Annotated in this window: 20 protein-coding genes and 3 tRNA genes; 2 read left to right on the forward strand and 21 right to left on the reverse strand. The window is 59.7% G+C overall.

The features are described 5' to 3' along the window. Positions 1–159: 159 nt before the first annotated feature. From Q0V31_RS18900 to gspE, 12 genes are all read right to left on the reverse strand, one after another. Positions 160–236 (reverse strand) — tRNA-Asp (locus Q0V31_RS18900). A gap of 98 nt (positions 237–334) precedes the next feature. After that, positions 335–411 (reverse strand) — tRNA-Asp (locus tag Q0V31_RS18905). Positions 412–449: 38 nt separating this feature from the next. Then, positions 450–525, reverse strand: a tRNA-Val gene (locus Q0V31_RS18910). A gap of 145 nt (positions 526–670) precedes the next feature. Beyond that, the gene (locus tag Q0V31_RS18915) at positions 671–1,186 is read right to left on the reverse strand and encodes a type II secretion system protein M (protein WP_298190441.1); all 516 of its coding nucleotides are present in this window, start codon (positions 1,184–1,186) and stop codon (positions 671–673) included. 2 nt (positions 1,187–1,188) lie between these two features. Beyond that, on the reverse strand, positions 1,189–2,325 hold the full coding sequence (gspL, locus tag Q0V31_RS18920; RefSeq protein WP_298190443.1) for a type II secretion system protein GspL: 1,137 nt from the start codon (positions 2,323–2,325) through the stop codon (positions 1,189–1,191). Next, positions 2,322–3,287, reverse strand: a complete 966-nt coding sequence (gspK, locus tag Q0V31_RS18925) for a type II secretion system minor pseudopilin GspK (RefSeq protein ID WP_298190445.1) — start codon at positions 3,285–3,287, stop codon at positions 2,322–2,324. Before gspK ends, gspL begins: the two co-directional genes overlap by 4 nt. Beyond that, on the reverse strand, positions 3,284–3,979 hold the full coding sequence (gene gspJ, locus Q0V31_RS18930; protein ID WP_298190447.1) for a type II secretion system minor pseudopilin GspJ: 696 nt from the start codon (positions 3,977–3,979) through the stop codon (positions 3,284–3,286). The genes gspK and gspJ overlap by 4 nt, the downstream gene beginning before the upstream one ends. Beyond that, entirely contained in the window at positions 3,976–4,365 is a 390-nt protein-coding gene (gspI, locus tag Q0V31_RS18935) for a type II secretion system minor pseudopilin GspI (protein ID WP_298190450.1), read from the reverse strand. The genes gspJ and gspI overlap by 4 nt, the downstream gene beginning before the upstream one ends. Continuing rightward, the gene (gene gspH / locus Q0V31_RS18940; RefSeq protein ID WP_298191148.1) at positions 4,362–4,892 is read right to left on the reverse strand and encodes a type II secretion system minor pseudopilin GspH; all 531 of its coding nucleotides are present in this window, start codon (positions 4,890–4,892) and stop codon (positions 4,362–4,364) included. Before gspH ends, gspI begins: the two co-directional genes overlap by 4 nt. A 17-nt stretch (positions 4,893–4,909) precedes the next feature. Continuing rightward, positions 4,910–5,335, reverse strand: a complete 426-nt coding sequence (gene gspG / locus Q0V31_RS18945) for a type II secretion system major pseudopilin GspG (protein ID WP_298190452.1) — start codon at positions 5,333–5,335, stop codon at positions 4,910–4,912. 3 nt (positions 5,336–5,338) lie between these two features. Further along, complete coding sequence (gene xcpS / locus Q0V31_RS18950; protein WP_298190454.1) at positions 5,339–6,556, reverse strand: GspF family T2SS innner membrane protein variant XcpS; 1,218 nt, start codon at positions 6,554–6,556, stop codon at positions 5,339–5,341. Positions 6,557–6,569: 13 nt separating this feature from the next. After that, the gene (gene gspE, locus Q0V31_RS18955) at positions 6,570–8,057 is read right to left on the reverse strand and encodes a type II secretion system ATPase GspE (RefSeq protein WP_298190456.1); all 1,488 of its coding nucleotides are present in this window, start codon (positions 8,055–8,057) and stop codon (positions 6,570–6,572) included. A 320-nt stretch (positions 8,058–8,377) separates the two neighbouring features. Here gspE and Q0V31_RS18960 point away from each other — a divergent pair, with 320 nt between their 5' ends. Then, positions 8,378–8,947 (forward strand): type II secretion system protein N, encoded by a 570-nt coding sequence (locus Q0V31_RS18960; protein ID WP_298190458.1) that lies wholly within the window; start codon positions 8,378–8,380, stop codon positions 8,945–8,947. A 4-nt stretch (positions 8,948–8,951) separates the two neighbouring features. After that, positions 8,952–10,901 carry a type II secretion system secretin GspD gene (gspD, locus tag Q0V31_RS18965; protein ID WP_298190460.1) on the forward strand — a complete coding sequence of 650 codons (1,950 nt, stop codon included), beginning with the start codon at positions 8,952–8,954 and terminating at the stop codon, positions 10,899–10,901. A 141-nt stretch (positions 10,902–11,042) separates the two neighbouring features. Here the strand turns inward: gspD and Q0V31_RS18970 are convergent, their stop codons facing one another. From Q0V31_RS18970 to Q0V31_RS19010, 9 genes are all read right to left on the reverse strand, one after another. Continuing rightward, positions 11,043–12,254: an O-succinylhomoserine sulfhydrylase gene (locus Q0V31_RS18970; protein WP_298190462.1), complete on the reverse strand. Its 1,212-nt coding sequence runs from the start codon at positions 12,252–12,254 to the stop codon at positions 11,043–11,045. 44 nt (positions 12,255–12,298) lie between these two features. Continuing rightward, positions 12,299–13,807 carry an amidophosphoribosyltransferase gene (purF, locus tag Q0V31_RS18975; protein ID WP_298190464.1) on the reverse strand — a complete coding sequence of 503 codons (1,509 nt, stop codon included), beginning with the start codon at positions 13,805–13,807 and terminating at the stop codon, positions 12,299–12,301. A gap of 44 nt (positions 13,808–13,851) precedes the next feature. Beyond that, a complete protein-coding gene (locus Q0V31_RS18980; protein WP_298190466.1) occupies positions 13,852–14,406 on the reverse strand; it encodes a CvpA family protein in 555 nt (184 codons plus the stop codon). Positions 14,407–14,554: 148 nt separating this feature from the next. Further along, a complete protein-coding gene (locus tag Q0V31_RS18985; RefSeq protein ID WP_298190468.1) occupies positions 14,555–15,163 on the reverse strand; it encodes an SPOR domain-containing protein in 609 nt (202 codons plus the stop codon). Then, complete coding sequence (gene folC, locus Q0V31_RS18990) at positions 15,147–16,454, reverse strand: bifunctional tetrahydrofolate synthase/dihydrofolate synthase (protein WP_298190470.1); 1,308 nt, start codon at positions 16,452–16,454, stop codon at positions 15,147–15,149. Before folC ends, Q0V31_RS18985 begins: the two co-directional genes overlap by 17 nt. After that, complete coding sequence (accD, locus tag Q0V31_RS18995; protein WP_298190472.1) at positions 16,451–17,335, reverse strand: acetyl-CoA carboxylase, carboxyltransferase subunit beta; 885 nt, start codon at positions 17,333–17,335, stop codon at positions 16,451–16,453. Before accD ends, folC begins: the two co-directional genes overlap by 4 nt. 223 nt (positions 17,336–17,558) lie before the next feature. Beyond that, positions 17,559–18,179, reverse strand: a complete 621-nt coding sequence (locus tag Q0V31_RS19000) for a phosphoribosylanthranilate isomerase (protein WP_298190474.1) — start codon at positions 18,177–18,179, stop codon at positions 17,559–17,561. Positions 18,180–18,230: 51 nt separating this feature from the next. Continuing rightward, entirely contained in the window at positions 18,231–19,097 is an 867-nt protein-coding gene (gene truA / locus Q0V31_RS19005) for a tRNA pseudouridine(38-40) synthase TruA (RefSeq protein WP_298190477.1), read from the reverse strand. Positions 19,098–19,100: 3 nt separating this feature from the next. Continuing rightward, on the reverse strand, positions 19,101–21,962 hold the full coding sequence (locus tag Q0V31_RS19010; protein WP_298190479.1) for a FimV/HubP family polar landmark protein: 2,862 nt from the start codon (positions 21,960–21,962) through the stop codon (positions 19,101–19,103). Positions 21,963–22,036 lie beyond the last annotated feature (74 nt).

Raw genomic sequence — 22,036 nt, forward strand, 5'->3', positions numbered from 1 at the left:
TGCTCCTACTCGATACATCAGCGCTCACTAGATAGAGCATGCCAAACAAGCTAAAGGAAACAGATGAACAGACGATGACAGTTGCTCGCACCAGAGTGGCGAGCAAAAACTGCAGGCAATAAAAAACCCGCTGATATCGCTATCAGCGGGCTTCCTATATGGCGCAGCGGACGGGACTCGAACCCGCGACCCCCGGCGTGACAGGCCGGTATTCTAACCGACTGAACTACCGCTGCATGTCGGTGGACTTTCGTCCATGGAACTCTTGCTTCATCTGACTGAACAGCATTCCTGCTTTTCCGTCTCATGCCGAGCGAACTCAACATGGAAAATATGGCGCAGCGGACGGGACTCGAACCCGCGACCCCCGGCGTGACAGGCCGGTATTCTAACCGACTGAACTACCGCTGCGCGTCGGTGGACTTTCGTCCGGTAAACTTCTCGGCAAGTGGTGGGTGATGACGGGATCGAACCGCCGACCCGCTGCTTGTAAGGCAGCTGCTCTCCCAGCTGAGCTAATCACCCTTGGCCTTGCGAGGTGGCGAAATTTACGCAAGGGCCGAACCTAAGTCAATACCCCGCTTCAAGTTTTTCTAAAAAAGCGGGAAAAACATGGCCTTTCCCTGATCCACCCAATAACGCCTGCATCAATATGCAGCTGACCGACCCGCTACTGTGTAACGCGCAGGCTTAGCCGAGCGGCAACCTTGTTGCCCTCAGCCCGATCCAGCCCTGCTTCGGCGATTTGCACGCCCTGCTCTTGCAGCTCACTGAACCAACCCAGCAATTGCGCAAATGCAGCGGGTTGCAGGTTGAGCTGTAGAGCACCGTCACCGGCGTTGTCCAAGCGCTCGATCGTTAGCCCGTGAGTCGCCGCCGTGGCGGTGACCGTACCTTGCAGCCGAGCCGGATCAAGCGCCCGCTGCGGATGGCTGGCCAGGTTACGTGCCACAGGGGCCTGACTATGCAGGTAGGCATTTAACGCGCGCTGCGTTTCGAATGCGCTACGTGCATTGACCAAGCGCTGCTGGGCAGGCTGCCAAAGCGTTAGGTACAACAGCACCAACAACAAAAACAAGCCAAGACTGGCGAGAGAAAACTGCTCGCGCGGGGCTAAAGCACGCCAACGCTGGAGCAGCAGTGAATTATCCAATTGCACGGTGAAGCCCTTGCCTTGCGCTGCCATGCTCATCCTCCTATCACCACACGCGCACTGACGCCCGTACCTTCACGGCTGGCAGACCCCAGCTGCACCAGCAAACCACTGCCTTGTAAGCGCTCGCGCAAACGCTCCAACTCGGCGAACCCCGGGGCTTGTACCTGCATGGCCAGATCACCTCGCGCCTCACTGAAATCCACCTGACTGATCTGTACCTGCCCGCCGCCTGCCGCTAGCGCCCCACTGACCTGAGCCAGCAAGCCAAGCAGGCGGGTTTGTCCGCCACCCGCACTGGCTAGCAGGTGCTGATCAAACTGCGCACGCAGGTTGACCAGCTTGCGGTCTTGCGGGAACAGCTCCTTATACAACGCGGCGCTGTCTGTGGCGTACGCCTCGGCCTGACGCTGCAGATGCCAGCCCTGAGCCAGATTAAAGCCCCACTGCAGCACCAACCACAGCCCCACGACCGCCAATAACGGCCGCCAGCGTTGCCAGTGACCAGCTCCGACTTGCACGGCGAACTCACCCTGCGCCAAGTTATTGCGCAGCGGTTGCTGAGCCAGCCAAACGAAGGGGTCAGCCACCACCTGGCTGTCATCCACGGGTTGCAGGGACGCGCGTTCAGGACCACACCACGCCATCTGCGGCTGCGCACACAAGGGACTCAGCTGCGGCCAGTCTTGCGCTTGCACGGCCATGCGCGCGACATTTTCACCGCCCAACAACCAGCGACCGTGCGCCGCTAATAACGCCGTGCCCGGCCCTGGTAACAAGTCAGCATCCACCGCAATCGCCTGTGGCGGCGTAGTACATAGCGCCAACCAGCCGGCCAGCCAGCTGCGGCGCACGGCGAATACCCGGTGACGGCCATCGGCCAACTGCTCACCCAGGGCCAGGTGCATCAGCTCTACGTCCTCGGCAAGCAGCTCCTCCACCGCGAACGGCAATGCCTGACGCAGCCAGCGCGCCTTGCGGGTGGGCAGGTTGACCGCACAGGCGGTCACGGCCTCGACCGGCAAAACCAGCGTCCAGTGGCCGCTAAGCTGCGCCTGCGCCTCACTGAACATCAGGCTATCGCTCAGCCCATCGACAACCCGCTGCACCGGTAGATCCGCCTGCGCACCAACGCAGGCCGCAGGCGGCAGAAACACATAGGTCTGACTCATGGTTGGACTTCCTCAACGGGCACCGGCAGCATGCCGCCCTGCCCCAAATCACGGGCTAAAACATATACCTGACCATCACTGGCGCGCTGCAAGGTGCTGCGCAAGATCTGCCGGCGCTCACCCACGCTGACTTCGCTGAGCACCTGAAAATACTGACTGCCCACGGCAAGCCCCTGACTCTGTACCTGCAGGCCATTGAGCTGCGCCAAAAAACTCGGCACATCGCGATAGCCTTCGCCATCCCGAGCAGCGACCAAGCCTTGGGCGGCACTCAGCGACAGCCCTTCAGCCAAGCTAGCCAACACCTGCGCGCTGGCAGTATTCACATTAAGGAAGGCATCCGCTGGCAACGCGCTGACATAAGGCTGCAAGCGTTGATAATCCGCCTCGGTCATGTCCAATAACAGGCGTAGCTCCGATACATCAGTCAATTCACGGTTAGCGGCGCGATAGGCAGGCTGCGCTAACAGATATTGATTGTCCTCTGCGCCATAGCCGCCAGAGGGCTGGTCATCTGCGTCTAACCAATCGAGCAGGCGCTCGGCGTAGGGCGCATTAATCTGCAACCCCAGCAATAGGCGACGCAGTTGCGCCACAGCTGCTTCATTCGGTTGCCCCTGACGCAGCAGGCTGTTGAGATTAAACCGCCCGCTCGGGTCGATGATCTGTACGCGCAACGCACCGCCTTCATCCAAGGTAAAAGGCGCACGCGGTATGGCCCACACCTCGCCCAGATGATCGATTGGCGCTCGCGGATCACCCTGACGCAAATCGCGCTGCAGCATGGCCTTAGCCAAGGTCTCGCCGCCCAAGGCGTAATGCCAGGCCTGGCGAACGTGTAACTGATTGGCGCTGCTGCGGATCGACAGCTGCTGGCGGGCGATAATCCCGGCACTGACCACCGTGACTACGGCCACCACCAGCAGCACGGTGATCAGCGCCATACCGCGCTGCCGACTCATGGCTGCGACTCCGCTGGCTGGGCACTGTCGGCATCAGTCGGCTCATCAGGATTCTCTCCTGGCGCCTGTGCTAAGCGCGCAGGCAAACCTTCGGGCAGCCGCAGCAAGCGGCGCAACTCACCATAACGCCGATGCTGCAGCACCAACTCAATGGCTTGCGGCAACAGCGTGAGCGCCTCATCGGGGCTTTTGTCTAACGGCGGCCAACTGCTTTGCCAGCCGCCTTCTTGATCCATATAACGCAACTGCAACTGGGTGACACCGTCCAGCGCCTGCTGCACCTGCGGCTGACTGTCCTGCGCCTGATCGAGCACCGTCCAGTAACGCCGCTGCCATTGCTCGCCACTGAGCTGCCAGCGCACCCGCTGTAGGCTGGAACGGGGCTGCCCCAGAGGGTTGCGCCAACCATTGCGCGTCAGTTCCAAGACTGGGTTTTGCAGATCATCCCCTATTAAAGCGGCGCGCGGATCACCAAAGGCATCACGTACAGGCCTGGCCTGCACCTGCAGTAGATCGCGCTCGAACGCGGCCATGGCCCGCACCAGCTCACGCAACTGCAGTTCGTGGTTACGCGTGACCTTATCGGTTTGCAGCACGCTGTCGAGCATGCGGTAGGTGGCCAAGCCCAACAGCGCAAAAATGGCGATGGCGATCAGCAGCTCAAGCAAAGTGAAACCGCGCGCAGCCTTCATGGCATCGCCCCAACAAAGCCGCTGAGGCTGACCACGGCACGCTCGCGGGCATCACCGCCGGAGCGCTCCTGCGCCATTGGCGCCACCCATAGGGTGACACGGCGCATATCCGCTTCGCGGGTGACCTGCACCTCACTTTGCCACTGCCAGCGCCGCCCAGCGAACTCCAGCTCACCCTGATCACGCCCATCAAGCACAGCGCCCTGCGCCAGCTGCATTTCGCTCAGCCGGTTATCGGCAATCCACATCGCCAGGGTTTTGTCCTCTAGGCGAGCAGCGGTTTGCAGGCTGCGTGTGGTGGCCGTCAACACACTGGCTGCCACCAGCGCAAAAATCGCCAAGGCGACCAGCACTTCAAGCAAGGTAAACCCGGCGGCACGTCTCATCGGCTGCGCCCTGCCGGCTGCTCGACCTCAACCGTGGGCAATTTAAAGCCATCGCTGACCAGTTGCAGACGCAAGCCATCGGCGCGACGTTCAGCCAAACGCAGACGAAATGGGCTGATCTCACCGCTCGATAACAACAGCAACTGCGGCAGCAGTACACCACTGCTAGGCGCATCACCTTCAGCCGATGGCAACTGCAACGCAGCACCCTCCAACTCAATGCTCAACTCGGTCCAGGCAGGCAGTTGATGCGGTTTATTGCCCAGTGGCTGCCAGGCCTGCTGGGTTGGCTCATAGCGCAGCACCTGATAGGTCTCGCGACCCAGCAGCAGGCCGTACTCCTGGTTATCCAGCACGGCTTCTTCAGCCAGCACGCCAATCAGCCCAGCCAGCCGCTCGGCTTCGTTGTGCAGCTCGCGACCGGGGCCGGCGATGCCCACGCTGAACACCGCTAAACCGATCAGGCTGCCGAGAATCACCAGCACCACCAGCAGTTCGATCAGGGTAAAGCCCCCGGCCTGATTCACGCGCTGGCGCATACGGCTCAGAGGTCCCAGTTACCGATATCGGCATCCTGATCACTACCACCGTCCTTGCCATCAGCACCCAGTGAATACAGGTCGAATGCCCCCTTGGTGCCCGGTGCCAGGTACTGATAAACATTGCCCCAGGGGTCGATCGGCAGACGCTTGAGGTAGCCGTCGCGGTTCCAGTTCTTCGGCTGCGGGCTGCCTGATGGCTTCCTCACCAAAGCTTCCAAGCCCTGCTGGGTGCTCGGATAAGCGTGGTTGTCCAACTTGTACATATCCAGAGCAGCCGCCACCGCCTTGATATCACCCTTGACCACCGTGACTTTGGCTTGGTCGGGCCGGCTCATGACCTGCGGCACGACCAAGGCCGCCAAAATCCCCAGAATGACTACCACCACCATGATTTCGATCAGCGTAAAACCGGATTGACGCTTATTCACTGCTTACCCCACCAACTGATTGAGAGACAGAATCGGCAGCAGAATGGCCAGCACGATCACCAGCACCACCGCCCCCATAAAGACCAGCATAAAGGGCTCGAACAGGCCCACTAACAGTGCCACCTGGGCACTCAGATCGCTTTCCTGATTACGCGCCGTACGCGCCAGCATCTGATCCAGCTCACCGGAGCGCTCACCGCTGGCAATCATGTGCAGCATCATCGGAGGAAACTGTCCGCTGGCCTCAAGTGCGCGGGTCAGGCTGCCGCCTTCACGCACTTTTTGCGCAGCGATGACCACATCCGCACGAATCACTCGATTGGCGATCACCTGCGCACCAATCCCCAGCGCTTCGACCAAGGGCACACCGCTGCGGGTCAGAATCGCCAGCGTTGAGGCAAAACGTGCGCAGTCGGTTGCACGAATCAAGCGCCGCACCAGCGGAATACGCAACAGAAAACCATGCCAGCGCGCCTTAACCGCTTCATCCCGCAAGGCCCAGCGCAGGGCGAATACAGCCAGCAGCAGGATAATCACCGCCAGCCAGCCCCAGCCTTTGACCCAGTCGCTCAACACAATCAGGCCACGGGTCAGCGCCGGCAGGGTTTGCCCGGAGTCGATAAACACCCGCACCACGTCCGGCACCACATAACCAAGCAGAAAGCCGACGATCAGCAAGGAGGCACCCATCAGAATCAACGGATAGAGCAGCGCCAGCTGAATTTTTTGCCGCGACTGCTGACGCTGCTCGGTGTAATCGGCCAGCTGTTCCAACACTGGCCCAAGATGGCCGGCATGCTCGCCCGCCGCCACCGTGGCGCGGTACAGCTCGGGAAACGCAGACGGGAACTCTTTTAGGCTGCTGGCCAGGTCGTGCCCCTCCAGCACCCGCGCCCGCACCGCCAGCAACATGCTCTGGATGCGCGGCGAAATGGCCTGCGCCGCCGCCGCACGCAAGGCCTCTTCAATCGGTAAAGCGGCCTGTACCAAGGTCGCCAACTGGCGCGTAATCAACGCCAGGTCGCGGGCCGACATGCCGCGCGACACACTGAAATGCGCACCTGCGCCGGCGTTTTCCCGGGTACGGGTGGCTTTAACATCCAAAGGAGCAAGTTGCCGATCACGGAGGATCTGCCTGACCTGGCGAGCGCTGTCGGCTTCCAGTACACCTTTCTGCTGGCGACCTTTGCCGTCGAGGGCGAGATATTCGAAGGCGGCCATTATTCTTCCCCGCTCATTCTTCGCGCGTTACGCGCAGCACTTCCGCGACCGTGGTCACGCCTTCCAATACCTTGCGCCGACCATCCTCACGAATGCTCGGACCCAGGCTGCGGGCGTGGCGGGTCATCTCCTGCTCGGAAGCGGCGTTATGAATCAGCGTACGCAGGTGGTCATCAAACACCACCAACTCATAGATACCGGTACGCCCGCGATAGCCCTGCTGATGGCACTCGGCACAACCGCGCGAGTGATACAGGGTCGGCGCACATTCGGCAGCGACGCCAAGCAGCGCGCACTCGGCCTCATCAGCCTGGTAAGCCTGCTTGCAGTGCGGGCAAAGCACCCGCACCAGACGCTGGGCCAATACACCCAACAACGATGACGACAACAGGAATGGCTCGATACCCATGTCCACCAGGCGGGTAATCGCGCCAATCGCACTGTTGGTGTGCAGGGTCGACAGCACCAAGTGACCGGTCAACGAGGCCTGTACGGCGATTTCGGCGGTTTCCTTGTCGCGAATTTCACCGACCATCACCACGTCCGGATCCTGGCGCAAGATGGCGCGCAGGCCACGGGCAAAGGTCATGTCGACCTTGGTGTTGACCTGGGTCTGGCCGATGCCTTCAAGGTGGTATTCGATCGGATCTTCGACAGTCAGAATATTGCGCGTGCGGTCATTCAAACTGACCAGGCTGGCGTACAGCGTGGTGGTCTTACCCGAGCCGGTGGGACCGGTGACCAGCAGAATACCGTGGGGTTTACGCACGGTGGCCTCCATCAGGTCACGGTCGCGCGCGCTCATGCCCAGATGCTGCAGATTCAGGCGTCCAGCCTGCTTATCGAGCAAACGCAGCACCACCCGCTCGCCATTGGCCGAAGGCAAAGTGGACACCCGCACATCCACCTCACGGCCGCCGACTTTCAGGGAAATCCGCCCATCCTGCGGGATGCGTTTCTCGGCGATATCCAAGCGCGCCATCACCTTTATCCGTGACACCAGCAAGGCCGCCAATTCACGCTTGGGTTCAAGCACTTCACGCAGGATGCCGTCCACCCGGAAACGCACGACAAGGCGTTTCTCAAAGGTTTCCAGGTGGATATCCGAAGCATTTTCCTTGATCGCTTCGCCGAGGATGGCGTTGATCAAGCGGATAATCGGCGCGTTGTCTTCTTGCTCTAGCAGATCCTCGGTTTCTGGAACCTGTTCGGCAAGGGTAGCTAAATCGAGGCTACCGCCAATATCCTCGGCCAGCTGCATGGATGCCGAGTCATGCTGATAAACCTTGGCCAGCACCCGCTCAAAGGCTTCCAGCGAAACGGCTTGCAACTGCATCTGCGCACCAGCGAAACGCTGGGCTTCGGCCAACGCAACCAAGTCGGCACCCGGGCGACAGGCGAGGCTCGGCACACCATCAGCCATCAACAGCACCACACCATGTCGCTTGGCAAAGCTGAATGGCAAACGCTTTGAGGGCACTTCTATTAGCAGCGCATTCATTGATAACAGGCCTTTGCACAGCAACCCTAGCTTGCACCGAAGCCCGCTAAGCGCAGGACAGGAGGCCAGGAATCTGTGAATTAATTGTTGTAAGTAGCCGGAAATAACATGAAAACAATGCGCTATCTTTAGCACATTGAGCCAATCGACACACTACCCCAGGCGGGGGCTGCCAAATGCCTGACAAATGTCTATGATCAGCGCGCAAGCCACGCCACATAATAATAAATCCCGGAGTGACGCCCTTGCCCTTTTCGGCCCCCCAACGCTGGTTACAGCGCCACGCCGCCACTTTGCTGGGGCTCGCGCTGGTAACCGCCATGAGCGTTAGCCTGGCCTGGCAAAGCGCCGACTGGTGGCGCTTGTTACGTGCGCCAGTGCCAGCAAGTTACAACAGCAAAAACGCACTACCGATTGCGGCGCAAAACCCCGAAATCGATCAACTGTTCGGCAACAGCAACGTGGCCAGTGACAGCCCCGCCCCCAACACCAATTTGCGTCTCACCCTACTCGGCAGCTTTGTGCATGCCGACCCGCAACGCTCCAGCGCGATCATCCGCAGCGAAGGCAGCAGCGCTCAGCGCTACGGCATCAACAGTGAGGTCAGCAGCGGCGTGCGCCTGCACTCGGTGGCCGCCGATCACGTCGAGCTGATACGCAATGGCCGCCGCGAGAGGCTTAGTTTCCCCCTGCACAGTTCGGCCGCCGGCAACCTGCAAAGCCACACCCAAGACGTCATGGCCGACCCGGTTGATCAGCTCAGCGAGCTGCAATCCGCTGACCTCAGCCAGCTACGCGAGCGTATGGAAGCGCTGCGCCAGCAGATGCAGGACTCCGGCAGCCTGCCCGACACTGTCGATCCCACCGAACAGCCCACGGAAAACAACTGACACGATGACCCCGACTCTCTCACGCCTCACCTTCGCTTTGCTGGCCGCCGGCCTGGTTTGCAGCCCGCTGCCACTGAGCGCCGCCGTTACAGCCGTCACGCCAAGCGCCAGCCAGCAGGAAGAAAGCTGGACCATCAACCTTAAGGGCGCCGATATCCGCGAGTTTATCGATCAGGTGGCGCAGATCAGCGGGCAAACCTTTGTCGTCGACCCGCGGGTAAAAGGCCAGGTCAACGTGGTGTCCAACAGCCCGTTGACACTGACGGAGGTCTATCAGCTGTTTCTCTCAGTAATGGCCACGCATGGCTTCAGCGTGATCACTCAGGGCGACCAGGCACGCATCGTGCCCAACGCCGAGGCCAAAGCGGACGCAGATGCCGGACGCAATGCCCCCGATCGTCTGGAAACTCGCCTAATCCAAGTCCAGCACGGTTCGGCGACCGAGCTGATCCCGCTGATCCGCCCCCTGGTGCCGCAATACGGCCATTTGGCCGCGATCAGCAGCGCCAACGCGATCATCATCAGCGACCGCACGGCGAATATCGAACGCATTGAAGACCTGCTGCGCCAACTCGACCAGAAAGGCCAGCATGACTACAGCGTGTTCAACCTGCAGCATGCCTGGGTCATGGACACCGCTGAAGTGCTGCGCAGCGCCGTGGATCGCGGCCAGACCAAGGGGGCGTCTGGCACCCAGGTGATCGCCGACGGCCGCACCAACCGCCTGATCCTGCTCGGCCCACCTGGCGCGCGCGCCAAGCTGATGGCGTTGGCGCAATCGCTGGACAGCCCAACCAGCCGCTCGGCCAATACCCGCGTCATCCGCCTGCGCCATGGCGATGCCAAGAGCCTGGCGGAAACCCTGGGAGAAATTTCTGAAAAGCTCAAACCGGAAGCCGGCGGAGAAGCCGGCGGTAAACCGCAAACCGTGCTGATCCGCGCCGATGAAAGCCTTAACGCTCTGGTCCTGCTGGCCGAGCCGGATGTGGTGGCCACCCTGGAAGACATCGTGCGCCAACTGGATGTACCGCGCGCGCAAGTGATGGTCGAAGCAGCGATTGTCGAAGTCTCTGGTGATATCAGCGACGCGCTCGGCGTGCAGTGGGCCGTGGATGCCCGTGGCGGCAGCGGCGGCCTAGGCGGGACTAACTTCAGCGGCACCGGCCTGTCGGTTGGCCGGGTGTTGCAGGCCATTCAGGACAACAAGAGCGGCACCGACAACAACACCCTGAGCAACCTGCCGGACGGCGCGATCATCGGTTTGGGTACCGACAGCTTCGGCGTACTGGTCACCGCGCTATCGGCCAACAGCAAGAGTAACCTGCTGTCGACGCCAAGCCTGCTGACCCTGGATCACCAAAAAGCGGAAATTCTGGTCGGGCAGAACGTGCCCTTCCAGACCGGCTCATTTACCACCAGCGCGTCGGGTGCCGACAACCCCTTCACCACCATCGAGCGTCAGGACATCGGCGTGACCCTGAAAGTCACCCCACACATCAATGATGGTGCAAGTCTGCGCCTGGAAGTCGAACAGGAAATCTCCTCCATCGCGCCCACGAGCCAGGGGGTCAATGCCGTCGACCTGATCACCAATAAGCGCTCGATCAAAAGCACCATCCTTGCCGAAAATGGTCAGGTCATTGTGCTCGGCGGGTTGATTCAGGATGACGTCACCCAGGCCGACTCCAAGGTGCCGCTGCTGGGTGATATTCCGTTGCTCGGCCGACTGTTCCGCTCGAGCAAGGAAACCCGGATCAAACGCAACCTGATGGTGTTTCTGCGCCCCACCGTGATTCGTGATGCCGCCGGCATGGCCGCGCTGTCCGGAAAGAAATACAGCGATATCCGCGTGCTCGGTGATACCCGTGAGGACTACCGCCCTGGCGTGCTGCCACGTGATGCGGTGCAGCTGTTTGACAAGGCTGAAGCAGCGGCCATCGATCTGCGCGAATAACCCCTGCGCACAACAAAAAGCCGCTGCAGACTTTGCCTGCAGCGGCCGTGTGGAGTGGCGTAGCGTTGTCAGCAGCCCCCAGCAACGCTGATAACCCTCCAGCGCGCGCCATCGCCTAATTCGGCACGGGCGGCTAGGTGTCTAGAGCGCCGCCAAACCGCGGGCCAAGTCAGCCTGCAAGTCAGCCAAATCTTCGAGGCCGACCGCGACGCGGATCAGGTTGTCGCGAATACCCGCGTTGGCCCGCTCAGCTGGACTTAGACGACCATGGGAAGTGGTCGCCGGATGCGCGATGGTGGTCTTGGTATCACCAAGGTTGGTGGTGATGGAAATCACCCGCGTGGCATCGATAAACCGCCACGCCGCTTCTTTACCGCCCTTGACCTCAAAACTGACCACTGCCCCGAAGGCACTCTGCTGCCGCTTGGCCAACTCATGTTGCGGATGACTGGTCAGGCCGGCGTAATGCACCCGCTCAATGCCCGACTGTTGCTGCAACCACTGCGCCAAGTGCAGCGCGCTGGCGCAATGGGCCTGCATACGGATACGTAGCGTTTCCAAGCCCTTGAGGAAGATCCAGGCGTTGAACGGGCTGAGCGTCGGCCCGGCGGTACGCAGAAAACCGACCGCTTCAGTCATCAGCTTGCTGCTGCCGGCCAACACACCGCCCATGCTGCGACCTTGGCCGTCGATGTACTTGGTGGCCGAGTGCATGACGATATCAGCACCGAGCTTGAGCGGTTGCTGCAACGCCGGCGTACAGAAGCAGTTATCCACCGCCAGCAATGCACCTTTGCCATGGGCAATATCGGCCAGCGCAGCAATATCCACCAGCTCAGCCAACGGGTTGGACGGCGACTCGACAAACAACAGTTTGGTGTTGAGCTTGCAGGCAGCGGCCCAAGCATCGAGATCCGCCAGCGGCACATAATCGACCTGCACACCAAAGCGCTTGAGGTATTTCTCGAACAGGCTAATGGTCGAGCCGAACACGCTGCGCGATACCAGCACATGATCACCGGCGCTGCACAGGCTCATGACCATGGCCAAAATCGCCGACATACCCGACGAAGTGGCCACCGCCTGCTCAGCACCTTCCAGCGCCGCGATGCGCTCTTCAAACGCCCGTACCGTCGGATTGGTGTAGCGCGAATAGACGTTACCCGGCACTTCACCGGCAAACCGCGCAGCGGCATCGGCGGCGGTACGGAAGACATAGCTGGAGGTTGGATAGATCGCCTCGCTGTGCTCACCTTCCGGCGAGCGGTGTTGCCCGGCACGCACCGCTAGGGTGTCGAAACCCACACCTTCAAGATCGCTGTCCAGACGCCCAGCCTGCCATTCAATCGTCATTACCATCCCCTAGCCAGCCCGCCAGCGCAGGCTGCACAGCGTAATTAGTCGTTGTACAGGCCGATAACCGCGCTAACCGCCTGGCTCTTGGCCTTCGACATGTCGTTGCGGGCCTGCTCGATCTTGTTCAGGTAGGCCTCGTCAACATCGCCCGTGACATATTTGCCATCAAACACCGCGCAGTCGAAGCTCTCGATCTTGATCTTCTTGCTGCCACTGACCGCTTCGATCAGGTCCGGCAGGTCTTGGTAGACCAGCCAATCGGCACCGATCAGCTCGCAGACTTCTTCGGTGGTACGATTGTGCGCAATCAGCTCGTGGGCGCTGGGCATGTCGATGCCATACACGTTCGGGTAGCGCACCGCCGGTGCGGCTGAACAGAAATAGACATTCTTCGCGCCGGCTTCGCGAGCCATCTGGATGATTTGCTTGCAGGTGGTGCCGCGGACAATGGAGTCATCGACCAGCATCACGTTTTTGCCGCGGAACTCCAGCTCGATGGCATTAAGCTTCTGCCGCACGGATTTCTTGCGTGCAGCCTGACCCGGCATGATGAAGGTGCGACCGATATAGCGGTTCTTCACAAAACCTTCGCGGAACTTCACACCCAGGTGGTTGGCCAACTCTAGCGCAGCGGTACGGCTGGTATCCGGAATAGGGATCACCACATCGATGTCATGTTCCGGGCGCTCGCGCAAAATCTTCTCGGCAAGTTTCTCGCCCATGCGCAGACGCGCCTTGTACACGGAAATACCATCCATGATCGAATCCGGGCGCGCCAGATAGACATGCTCGAAGATGCACGGCGCGTACTGCGGGTTGCTCGCACACTGACGGGTGTGGAGGCTGCCGTCTTCGGTGATGTAGACCGCCTCGCCCGGCGCGAGGTCGCGTATCAGGGTGAAGCCCAGCACATCCAGTGAGACACTTTCCGAGGCGATCATGTATTCCACGCCTTCATCGGTGTGGCGCTGACCGAAGACGATCGGGCGGATACCGTGAGGATCGCGGAAACCGACAATACCGTAGCCAGTGATCATCGCCACCACGGCGTAACCGCCCACGCAGCGCTCGTGCACGTCAGTCACGGCAGCGAACACGTCTTCCTCGGTAGGCTGCAACTTGCCGCGCTGGGCCAGTTCGTGAGCGAACACGTTGAGCAGCACTTCCGAATCGGAATTGGTGTTTACGTGGCGCAGGTCAGATTCGTAAATCTCCTTGGCCAGCTGCTCGACATTGGTCAGGTTGCCGTTGTGCGCCAGGGTGATGCCGTAGGGCGAGTTGACATAGAACGGCTGCGCCTCAGCCGAGCTGGAACTGCCCGCTGTCGGGTAGCGCACATGGCCGATGCCCATATGGCCGACCAAGCGCTGCATGTGGCGCTGCTGAAACACGTCACGGACCAGGCCGTTGTCCTTGCGCAGGAACAGACGGCCCTCATGACTGGTGACAATACCGGCAGCATCCTGGCCGCGGTGCTGGAGGACGGTCAGCCCGTCATACAGCGCCTGATTGACGTTCGATTTACCGACGATACCGACAATGCCGCACATGTGACCCAACCTCTACGCTATGAAACAGGATAATTTCGAATGCACTACGGCAGCTTCGGCTGCAGCAGTGCCTCTTTAAACGGTAACTCCACCGGCGTGCTCACGCCGCTGGCCAGCCACTGACTGGACAGACCTAGAATCAGATTTTTCGACCAATCGGCAACCATCAAGAAATGCGGCAGAAGCGCTGACTCCTGCCACCAGCTGTCTTGTTGAACCGGAGCCAGGCTGATCAAGCCAACCAGGACCACCACCAACAAGCCGCCGCGCGCCGCGCCGAAGACCATGCCGAGAAAACGATCAGTGCCCGACAGCCCGGTAACGCGGATCAATTCACCTATCAGGTAATTGATCAACGCGCCGACCAGCAGCGTGACGACGAACAGAATGGCGCAACCTGCAATGACCCGCGCAGAGGGTGTCTCGATAAAGCCCGCCAAGTGCTGCGACAGTGCGCCGCCAAACATCCAGGCGACCACGCCAGCAATGATCCAGGTGAGCAGCGACAGCGCTTCTTTGACGAAGCCTCGGCTCAGACTGATCAGACTTGAAACGACGACAACGGCGATGATCGCCCAATCGACCCAGGTGAATGCCACGATGCAGGTTACCAACGAGAAAGGCGCTGCATTTTAGCAGAGCAGCCGTGCGGGGAGTAAGCAAAGGATTCGCCAACTGCCGAAATGCCCAGCCAGCCTCTCGACAGGCCCGGCACCTAGGCTAGGTGAAAACCACTAAACCAGTGGATCAGTTCGCCTCAGGCTGAAAGCGCACCACAAAGCCATTGAGCTTGTGCTGACGATTAAGCTGATCACGGAGGCGATCCGCCTCGGCGCGCTCGATCAATGGCCCAACGAACACCCGATTCATACCATCAAACGTACGGATATAGGCGTTATAACCCTGACTGCGCAGGGTTTTCTGCAGCTTTTGCGCGCCATCACCACTGGACAAGCTCGCCAGCTGCACCGACCAGCTGATCGGCAGGCTGTTAGCATCCAGCTTGCTGGTCGCTGCTTGAGGTGGCACGGCTGCAGGTTTAGGCGCTGCAACTGGCGGCGCAGGCACAACAGGAGTAGCCGGCGACTCAACCACCGGCGCATCGACTGGCTCCAAGCTCTGCGCTGCGTCAGCACCAATCGGCTCATCCGGCAATAATTGCGGCTGCGGCACGATCACCGGCTGCAATTCGACCTCAGGGGCCGCCGGGGCCACTGGCATTGCCGGCGCATCAACCTGAACCCGCTGCGATTCATCTTCACGCGACAGCAGCATGGGCAGGAAAATCACTGCCAGCGCCAGCAAAACCAGCGCACCGACCATGCGCTGCTTCAATCCCTTATCCAGCAAAGCCATCCTGCACGCCCCCATTGGCTTGGCGGCCTAGCCAATCCAAGGCCTCGGCCACGCAGTAAAAAGATCCAAACAGCAGCACTTCATCGCCATCCGCCGCCTGCTCACACTGAGCCTCGAGCGCAGCCTGCACGCTGGCATAAGCCGTTACTCGCGCCCCGCTGCTGTGCAAATGCGCATGCAATTCAGCGGCTGCACGTGTGCGACTGACCGGCAAAGCCGCCACCGCCCAACTATCCACTTCACTTAACAAAGGTGCCACTACACCGGGCAGGTCTTTGTCAGCTAGCAAACCAAACACAGCTAAGCGCTTACCTGGCACCGACCGAGTGGCCAGTCGCTGAGCGAGATACCCAGCAGCGTGAGGATTATGCCCAACATCGAGCAATAGCGTGAGCGACTTGCCTTGCCAATTAAGCAGTCTGCGATCCAGCCGCCCGACCACCCGCGTCTGCTGCAATGTCTGACGTATGACCTCAGGCTGCCAAGGCAACTGCATAAGCGCATAAACCTGCAAGGCCAGCGCAGCGTTTTCCATGGGCAAATCAAGCACCGGTAAGTGCCGCAGGCTTAGCGCTTCACCTTGATGGTCGAGACCGTACCAAGACCAGTCCTGCGCATTGCAGCTCAAGTCATAGTCACGGCCACGCAGGAAGAACGGCGAGTCGAGCAGCGCCACCTGATCAAGCAAGGGCTGTGGAGGCTCACGATCACCACACAATGCGGGCTTGCCCGCACGGAAGATGCCGGCCTTTTCAAAGGCAACCGACTCGCGGCTATCGCCCAACCAGTCGCTATGGTCGATGCCAATACTGGTGACCACGGCGATATCGGCATCCAGCAGATTCACCGCATCCAGCCGGCCACCCAGGCCGACTTCCAGCACCAGCGCATCCAACCCAGCCCGGTTGAACAACCAGAATGCAGCCAGAGTGCCCATTTCAAAATAGGTCAGCGAGACCTCAGCGCGAGCGGCCTCGACCGCAGCGAAGGCTTCACAAAGCAGCGCATCGCTGACTTCAGCACCGGCAATCTGCACGCGCTCGTTGTAGCGCAGCAGGTGCGGCGAGCTGTACACGCCGACTTTAAGCCCCTGCGCCTGCAGCAACGCGGCGACAAATGCACAGGTTGAACCCTTGCCATTGGTGCCAGTGACGGTAATTACCCGCGGCGCAAGCGTGGACAGGCCAAGCCGTTGCAACACTACCCGGGAACGCTCCAGCCCCATATCAATGGCGCTGGGATGCAGCTGTTCCAGATAACTCAGCCATTCGGCAAGGGAGCGCTCAGTCATGCAGTCGCCGGCAACGAGACAGGTGAAGGCAGGCCCATGAATTGTGCCAGCAAACGCGCTAGACGCGGACGAAGTTCAGCGCGTGAAATGATCATGTCGATGGCGCCGTGCTCCAGCAGGAACTCACTGCGCTGGAAACCTTCCGGCAGTTTCTCGCGCACGGTTTGCTCAATCACCCGCGGGCCGGCAAAGCCGATCAGGGCACGCGGCTCAGCGACGATCACATCGCCGAGCATGGCCAAGCTGGCAGACACGCCGCCATACACCGGATCGGTCAGCACCGACACGAAGGGAATACCCTCTTCACGCAGGCGCGCCAGCACGGCCGAGGTCTTGGCCATCTGCATCAGCGAGATCAGGGCTTCCTGCATACGCGCGCCGCCGGACGCGGAGAAACATACCAACGGGCAACGCTGCTCCAGAGCAATATTGGCGGCGCGAACAAAGCGCTCACCAACAATTGCCCCCATCGAGCCGCCCATAAAGGAAAACTCGAAGGCACAGGTCACAACCGGCATGCCTTCCAGGGTGCCACGAATGGCCACCAAGGCATCTTTCTCGCCGGTCTGCTTCTGTGCGCCGACAAGGCGATCTTTGTATTTTTTGCTGTCGCGAAATTTCAGCCGATCAACCGGCTCAAGCTCCGCACCCAATTCCTCACGCCCCTCTGCATCGAGGAAGATATCTAGGCGGGCGCGGGCTCCAATACGCATGTGGTGATTGCACTTGGGGCAAACATCCAGGGTCTTTTCCAGCTCGGGCTTGTACAGCACGGCATCGCAGGATGGGCACTTATGCCACAGGCCTTCGGGCACCGAGCTCTTCTTGATCTCGGAACGCATGATCGATGGGATGAGTTTGTCTACCAACCAGTTGCTCATGCTCTTGATTCTCCAAAGCTGTTAACCGGGCGGGCTGCGCTATATGCGACCAAGCCTACCCGGGAAAATTCATGAGTACCGCCGTTTCAGGGGCCGGTGCATAGCCATTACGCCAGCACTTACACACCCGCCATCCCCAAACGACCGCCTGCAGCGTTCATATAACCTGCAACAGGGTTATGGACGGCCAAGCCCGCAACGCCGTCACATCAACCAACACACCTCAAACCGCCCTTACCGCCTGCATAAAAGAGTGAATCTTCTCAGCGTCCTTAATGCCTTTGGCCATCTCTACGCCGCCACTGACATCCACCGCATAAGGCCGCACTCGAGCGATGGCCTGCGCAACGTTCTCAGCCGTTAGGCCGCCAGCCAGAACAATCGGCTTGCTTAAGCCCTCAGGCACCAGCGACCAATCGAATGCCTCGCCCGTACCGCCCGGAATACCTGGCACGTAGGTATCCAGCAATACGCCACTGGCATTCTGGTAGAGCGCAACCTGGGCCGCGATATCGTCACCCGGCTTGACCCGCAACGCCTTGATATAAGGGCGGTGATAACCCTCACAAGCAGCCGGAGCCTCATCACCATGGAACTGCAATAGATCAAGCGGTACGGCATCGAGGATTTCACCTAGCTCGCAGCGGCTGGCATCGACAAACAAGCCCACCGTGGTCACAAAAGGTGGCAAGGCTGCGATGATTGCGCGCGCCTGCTGCAGCGTAACAGCACGCGGGCTCTTGGCATAAAACACCAAGCCAATAGCATCAACGCCGGCTTCGACAGCCGCCAATGCATCCTCTATGCGGGTAATGCCACAAATCTTGCTGCGAACGACTGCCAACAGGATGACCTCAGTGAGTTCAGTGAATGCCCGATGCTAGCAAATAGCCATTCAGGCGTCAGCCGCAACATCCGGCAAGCCGGAGAGAAAGTGCGGCCCAAGATAGCGCTTGGGTAAGTCAAATTCCTCAGGGTAGTCGACCTGAACTAAATACAGCCCGTAGGGATGTGCAGTTACTCCACCGGTACGACGCACACGGGTTTCCAGCACTTCCTGCGCCCACTCAATCGGTCGCTCACCTGCCCCTATGGTCATCAAAACCCCGGCGAGATTGCGCACCATATGGTGCAAGAAGGCATTGGCGCGGATATCCAGCACGATAAACCGTCCGTACTGGAGCACTTCAAAGTGATGCACCGTTTTGATCGGCGACTTGGCCTGACACTGACGCGCACGGAATGCACTGAAGTCATGGGTGCCTAGAAACACTCGAGCAGCCTGACGCATACGCTCAATATCCAGCGGACGATGGTTCCAGGTCACCTCTTCAGCCATATGTGCTGGACGGATCTGGTCGTTATAAATCACATAACGGTAGCGCCGCGCCTGGGCGCAAAAGCGCGCATCAAAATGCGCCGGCATCGACTTGGCCCACGTCACACTGATATCACCGGGCAAGTTCATGTTCGCCCCCATGACCCAGGCATGCATGGAGCGCTCAACCGGCGTATTGAAATGCACCACCTGAGCACTGGCATGCACCAGCGCATCGGTTCGCCCAGCACAACTCAGCGTAACTGCAGCACCGCCGGCCACTTTCGTCAGTGCTTTTTCCAGCGACTCCTGAATTGAAGGCACGCCGGCACGCTGGCGCTGAAAACCGCGATAGCGCGAACCGTTGTACTCAACACCCAGGGCTATCTTGAAAACGCCAACGGCAGCCGAGTCGGCTGCCGTTGTAGTAAGACCATCAGACATGTATCAAACCAAATTAGCGATCAGCTCACGGGCTTCCTGTTGCTGACCTTCGTTACCTTCGGTGATGACTTCATCAAGGATGTCGCGGGCACCTTCGGTATCACCCATGTCGATATAGGCGCGGGCCAGATCGAGCTTGGTTGCCGTTTCATCGGTACCCGAGAGGAAATCGAAGTCATCGTCATTATCCAGCGCGTCGCTGGCAGAGGCAGCACTTGCCGGCACATCCATATCAGCAGACTGCTCCAAATCATCAGACAGCAAATCCAACTCAGCGCTGACCTCGTCCAGTTGAGCAGCAAAACTCTCGCTCGACGGTGGCACGGGCGCCTCTTCACTCAGCGACAAGTCAAAGTCTGCCGGCAGATCAAAATCACCACCTGCCTCTTCCTCTTCCGCTGGTAGATCAAAGCTTGGTTCAGTAACGGCTGCCGCAGCATTTGGCTCGTCATCCAGACTGAGCAGGAAATCATCATCCGCAGCGGCCACTGGCTTGGTCGGCGCATCCAGATCCAAGCCAAAATCAGCCAGCTCATCACCTAAATCCAGAGCGCTATCACTGCTATCAGTAAGGTTCAGATCGAAATCCAGGTTATCAGCCTTGCTATCAGCCTGCTCAACCGGCGAACTGAAATCCAAGTCGCTATCGAACGACAAGCTATCCAGACCATCTAACTCAGCATTATTTCCCGCCGCCTGCAGATCACGATCCAGCTCTGATTCAAGATCATCCAGACTCAGGTCGAACGCATCGTCTTGATCAGCAGCAGCGGCTTTCGGGTTCTGTTCGTCGAACGCCAGATCATTCAGGCTAAAGCCGTCCAGCCCAGTAGCCGCAGTTGCAGTTGCAGCTGCTGCAACCCCCACACCCGCAGCAACAGCCATTGCTGGGTAACGCGCATTGATCTGATCAAGCTCAGCAGCACTACCGCCAATTTCACGCAATTCATTGTCCTGTCGGGCGAAACCATTACGGTCACCCATTTCGGCATAGACTTCCATCAACTTAAGGCGCAGATCACTACGCTGTGGCTCGTCATTGACAGCCCCTTGCAGCAACTCTGCGGCCTGCGGGAAGCGGCCATAGGCGATGTAGATGTCCGCCTCACCCAACGCATCACCGGTTTGCGCGGTAACACGATCTTCGTTCGCCAGTTCGCTTTTCTGACCATCAAGGTCATTAACCAAGTCCGCAAAACTGTCATCCTGAAGCTCCAACCCCGCATCCAAATCGGACGGGGTGTAACCAGCAGCCAGACCTTCCTGCAATTCAGCTTCTTTCAGTGCGTTGCGGCGCGACAGCATCATCAACGCCATCAGCAACACCAGCAGTGCACCGCCGCCAGCGGCGCCCAGCAGCATTGGATTGGCCAGCAGCTCATCAAGGGTGCTTTCAGCCTGTGCTTCGGCAACTGGCTCGGTAACAGCCGGCACTTCAACAACTGGTACTACGGGCACTACCGGAGCTGGCTCGGGCGCGGCAACAGGCTCAGGCACCGCTACTGGTGCAGCAGCCTCGGCCTGTGCTGCTGGCTCTTCACTGTAATTAAAATCTGTTTCACCTGTGGCAGCAGACGCTACGGGAGTCGCAGCAGCCGGCTCTTGTGGTGCGACCTCCGGAGCAGGCTCTACTGGAGCCACCGGTGTTGCAACTGCTACTGCCGACTCGGGGGCAACAGGCGCAACAGGCGCAACAGGCGCAACAGCGGGAGCTTGCCCTTGTGCGGCCAAATCCGCCTGCAACTTAGCCATCTGACTATCTTTCAATTGGATCAGGCGTTGCAGCTTATCGAGCTGGCTCTGCAGGTCAGTCATGCGACCTTTCAGTTCGTCGTTCTCACGACGACTGGAGTCCAGGCTTTCCTGGGTCACGGCCAACTTGTCATTCAGCGCCTTACTGTCCGCCTCACCTTTGTCGCTGCCAGCAGTCGCCTTGCCGCTGTCCGCAGCAACCAGTTTCAGGCTATCGCCTGCTGCAACCTTGGCCGGCGCCGCTGCGGCGCTGGTGCGCTTGGTAGCATCCAACTGACGGGCGCTAACACTGCGGCCTTCACGCCAGGCTGTATTTTGCTCGGTCACCTGCGCAATGGCCTCGCTATGAGCGCGCGCCTGGATCTGCTGCTCATTCGGTAGGCGCAATACCTGACCGCTTTTCAGGCGGTTGATGTTGCCGCCGATAAAGGCATCCGGGTTCAAGTCCTGAATCGCCAGCATGGTTTGATGCACGCTGCCACCTGCACGGGCTCGCTGAGCAATTTCCCAGAGCGTGTCATTGGCAGTGGTTTTGTATTGATTGCCTTCCAGCGGCTTGGCAGCTGGCGCGCTAGCTGCTGTAGGCGCAGCCGGAGAGACCGGTTTAGCCACGGCAGTCGCTGGACGCGGCGCCGGAGCCAGCACTCGAGTCGCAGGTGCCGCTGCAGCCACAGGCAACCGTGCAGCCGCCGGGGTAACGCTTTGCGGGGTATAAAGCGGCGGATCAAGCAGCAAGGTGTACTCACGCAGCAAGCGACCATTGGGCCAAAGCACTTCAACCAGGAAGTTCAGGTAGGGCTCACGCATGGGTTTGCTGGAGGTCACCCGAATAACACTTTTGCCGTTGGGCTTGAGCACGGGTGTGAACTTCAGGTCCGTCAGGAAATACTGACGATCCACACCCGCCTTGGTGAAGGCTTCCGGGGACGCTAGGGTCGGCAATAGTTCGCTCGAAGCCAGGTCACGCACTTCCAGCAATTCAATCTCAGCTACTAAGGGTTGATTGAGCGCTGACTGCAGAGTGACCTCACCCAGCCCCAATGCGTGCGCCATACCGGATGACAGCGCCGAAGCGGCTGCGATTGCCAGCACCAGTTTGCGAACCCGAACCATAGCGATATCCCTTGTTTTATCTTTTTTCTCGACTAGCGAGAGGATCTTGAAAATTGCTGCCTATCACACCCGAA

This window comes from uncultured Pseudomonas sp. (genome assembly GCF_943846705.1).
Lineage (GTDB): Bacteria > Pseudomonadota > Gammaproteobacteria > Pseudomonadales > Pseudomonadaceae > Aquipseudomonas.

Coding starts and splice junctions, on each gene's coding strand:
- Q0V31_RS18915 (WP_298190441.1), bottom strand. CDS start 1,186: ATGGCAGCGCAAGGCAAGGGCTTCACCGTGCAATTGGATAATTCACTG.
- gspL (WP_298190443.1), bottom strand. CDS start 2,325: ATGAGTCAGACCTATGTGTTTCTGCCGCCTGCGGCCTGCGTTGGTGCG.
- gspK (WP_298190445.1), bottom strand. CDS start 3,287: ATGAGTCGGCAGCGCGGTATGGCGCTGATCACCGTGCTGCTGGTGGTG.
- gspJ (WP_298190447.1), bottom strand. CDS start 3,979: ATGAAGGCTGCGCGCGGTTTCACTTTGCTTGAGCTGCTGATCGCCATC.
- gspI (WP_298190450.1), bottom strand. CDS start 4,365: ATGAGACGTGCCGCCGGGTTTACCTTGCTTGAAGTGCTGGTCGCCTTG.
- xcpS (WP_298190454.1), bottom strand. CDS start 6,556: ATGGCCGCCTTCGAATATCTCGCCCTCGACGGCAAAGGTCGCCAGCAG.
- gspE (WP_298190456.1), bottom strand. CDS start 8,057: ATGAATGCGCTGCTAATAGAAGTGCCCTCAAAGCGTTTGCCATTCAGC.
- Q0V31_RS18960 (WP_298190458.1), top strand. CDS start 8,378: ATGAGCGTTAGCCTGGCCTGGCAAAGCGCCGACTGGTGGCGCTTGTTA.
- gspD (WP_298190460.1), top strand. CDS start 8,952: ATGACCCCGACTCTCTCACGCCTCACCTTCGCTTTGCTGGCCGCCGGC.
- Q0V31_RS18970 (WP_298190462.1), bottom strand. CDS start 12,254: ATGACGATTGAATGGCAGGCTGGGCGTCTGGACAGCGATCTTGAAGGT.
- purF (WP_298190464.1), bottom strand. CDS start 13,807: ATGTGCGGCATTGTCGGTATCGTCGGTAAATCGAACGTCAATCAGGCG.
- Q0V31_RS18985 (WP_298190468.1), bottom strand. CDS start 15,163: ATGGCTTTGCTGGATAAGGGATTGAAGCAGCGCATGGTCGGTGCGCTG.
- folC (WP_298190470.1), bottom strand. CDS start 16,454: ATGACTGAGCGCTCCCTTGCCGAATGGCTGAGTTATCTGGAACAGCTG.
- accD (WP_298190472.1), bottom strand. CDS start 17,335: ATGAGCAACTGGTTGGTAGACAAACTCATCCCATCGATCATGCGTTCC.
- truA (WP_298190477.1), bottom strand. CDS start 19,097: ATGTCTGATGGTCTTACTACAACGGCAGCCGACTCGGCTGCCGTTGGC.
- Q0V31_RS19010 (WP_298190479.1), bottom strand. CDS start 21,962: ATGGTTCGGGTTCGCAAACTGGTGCTGGCAATCGCAGCCGCTTCGGCG.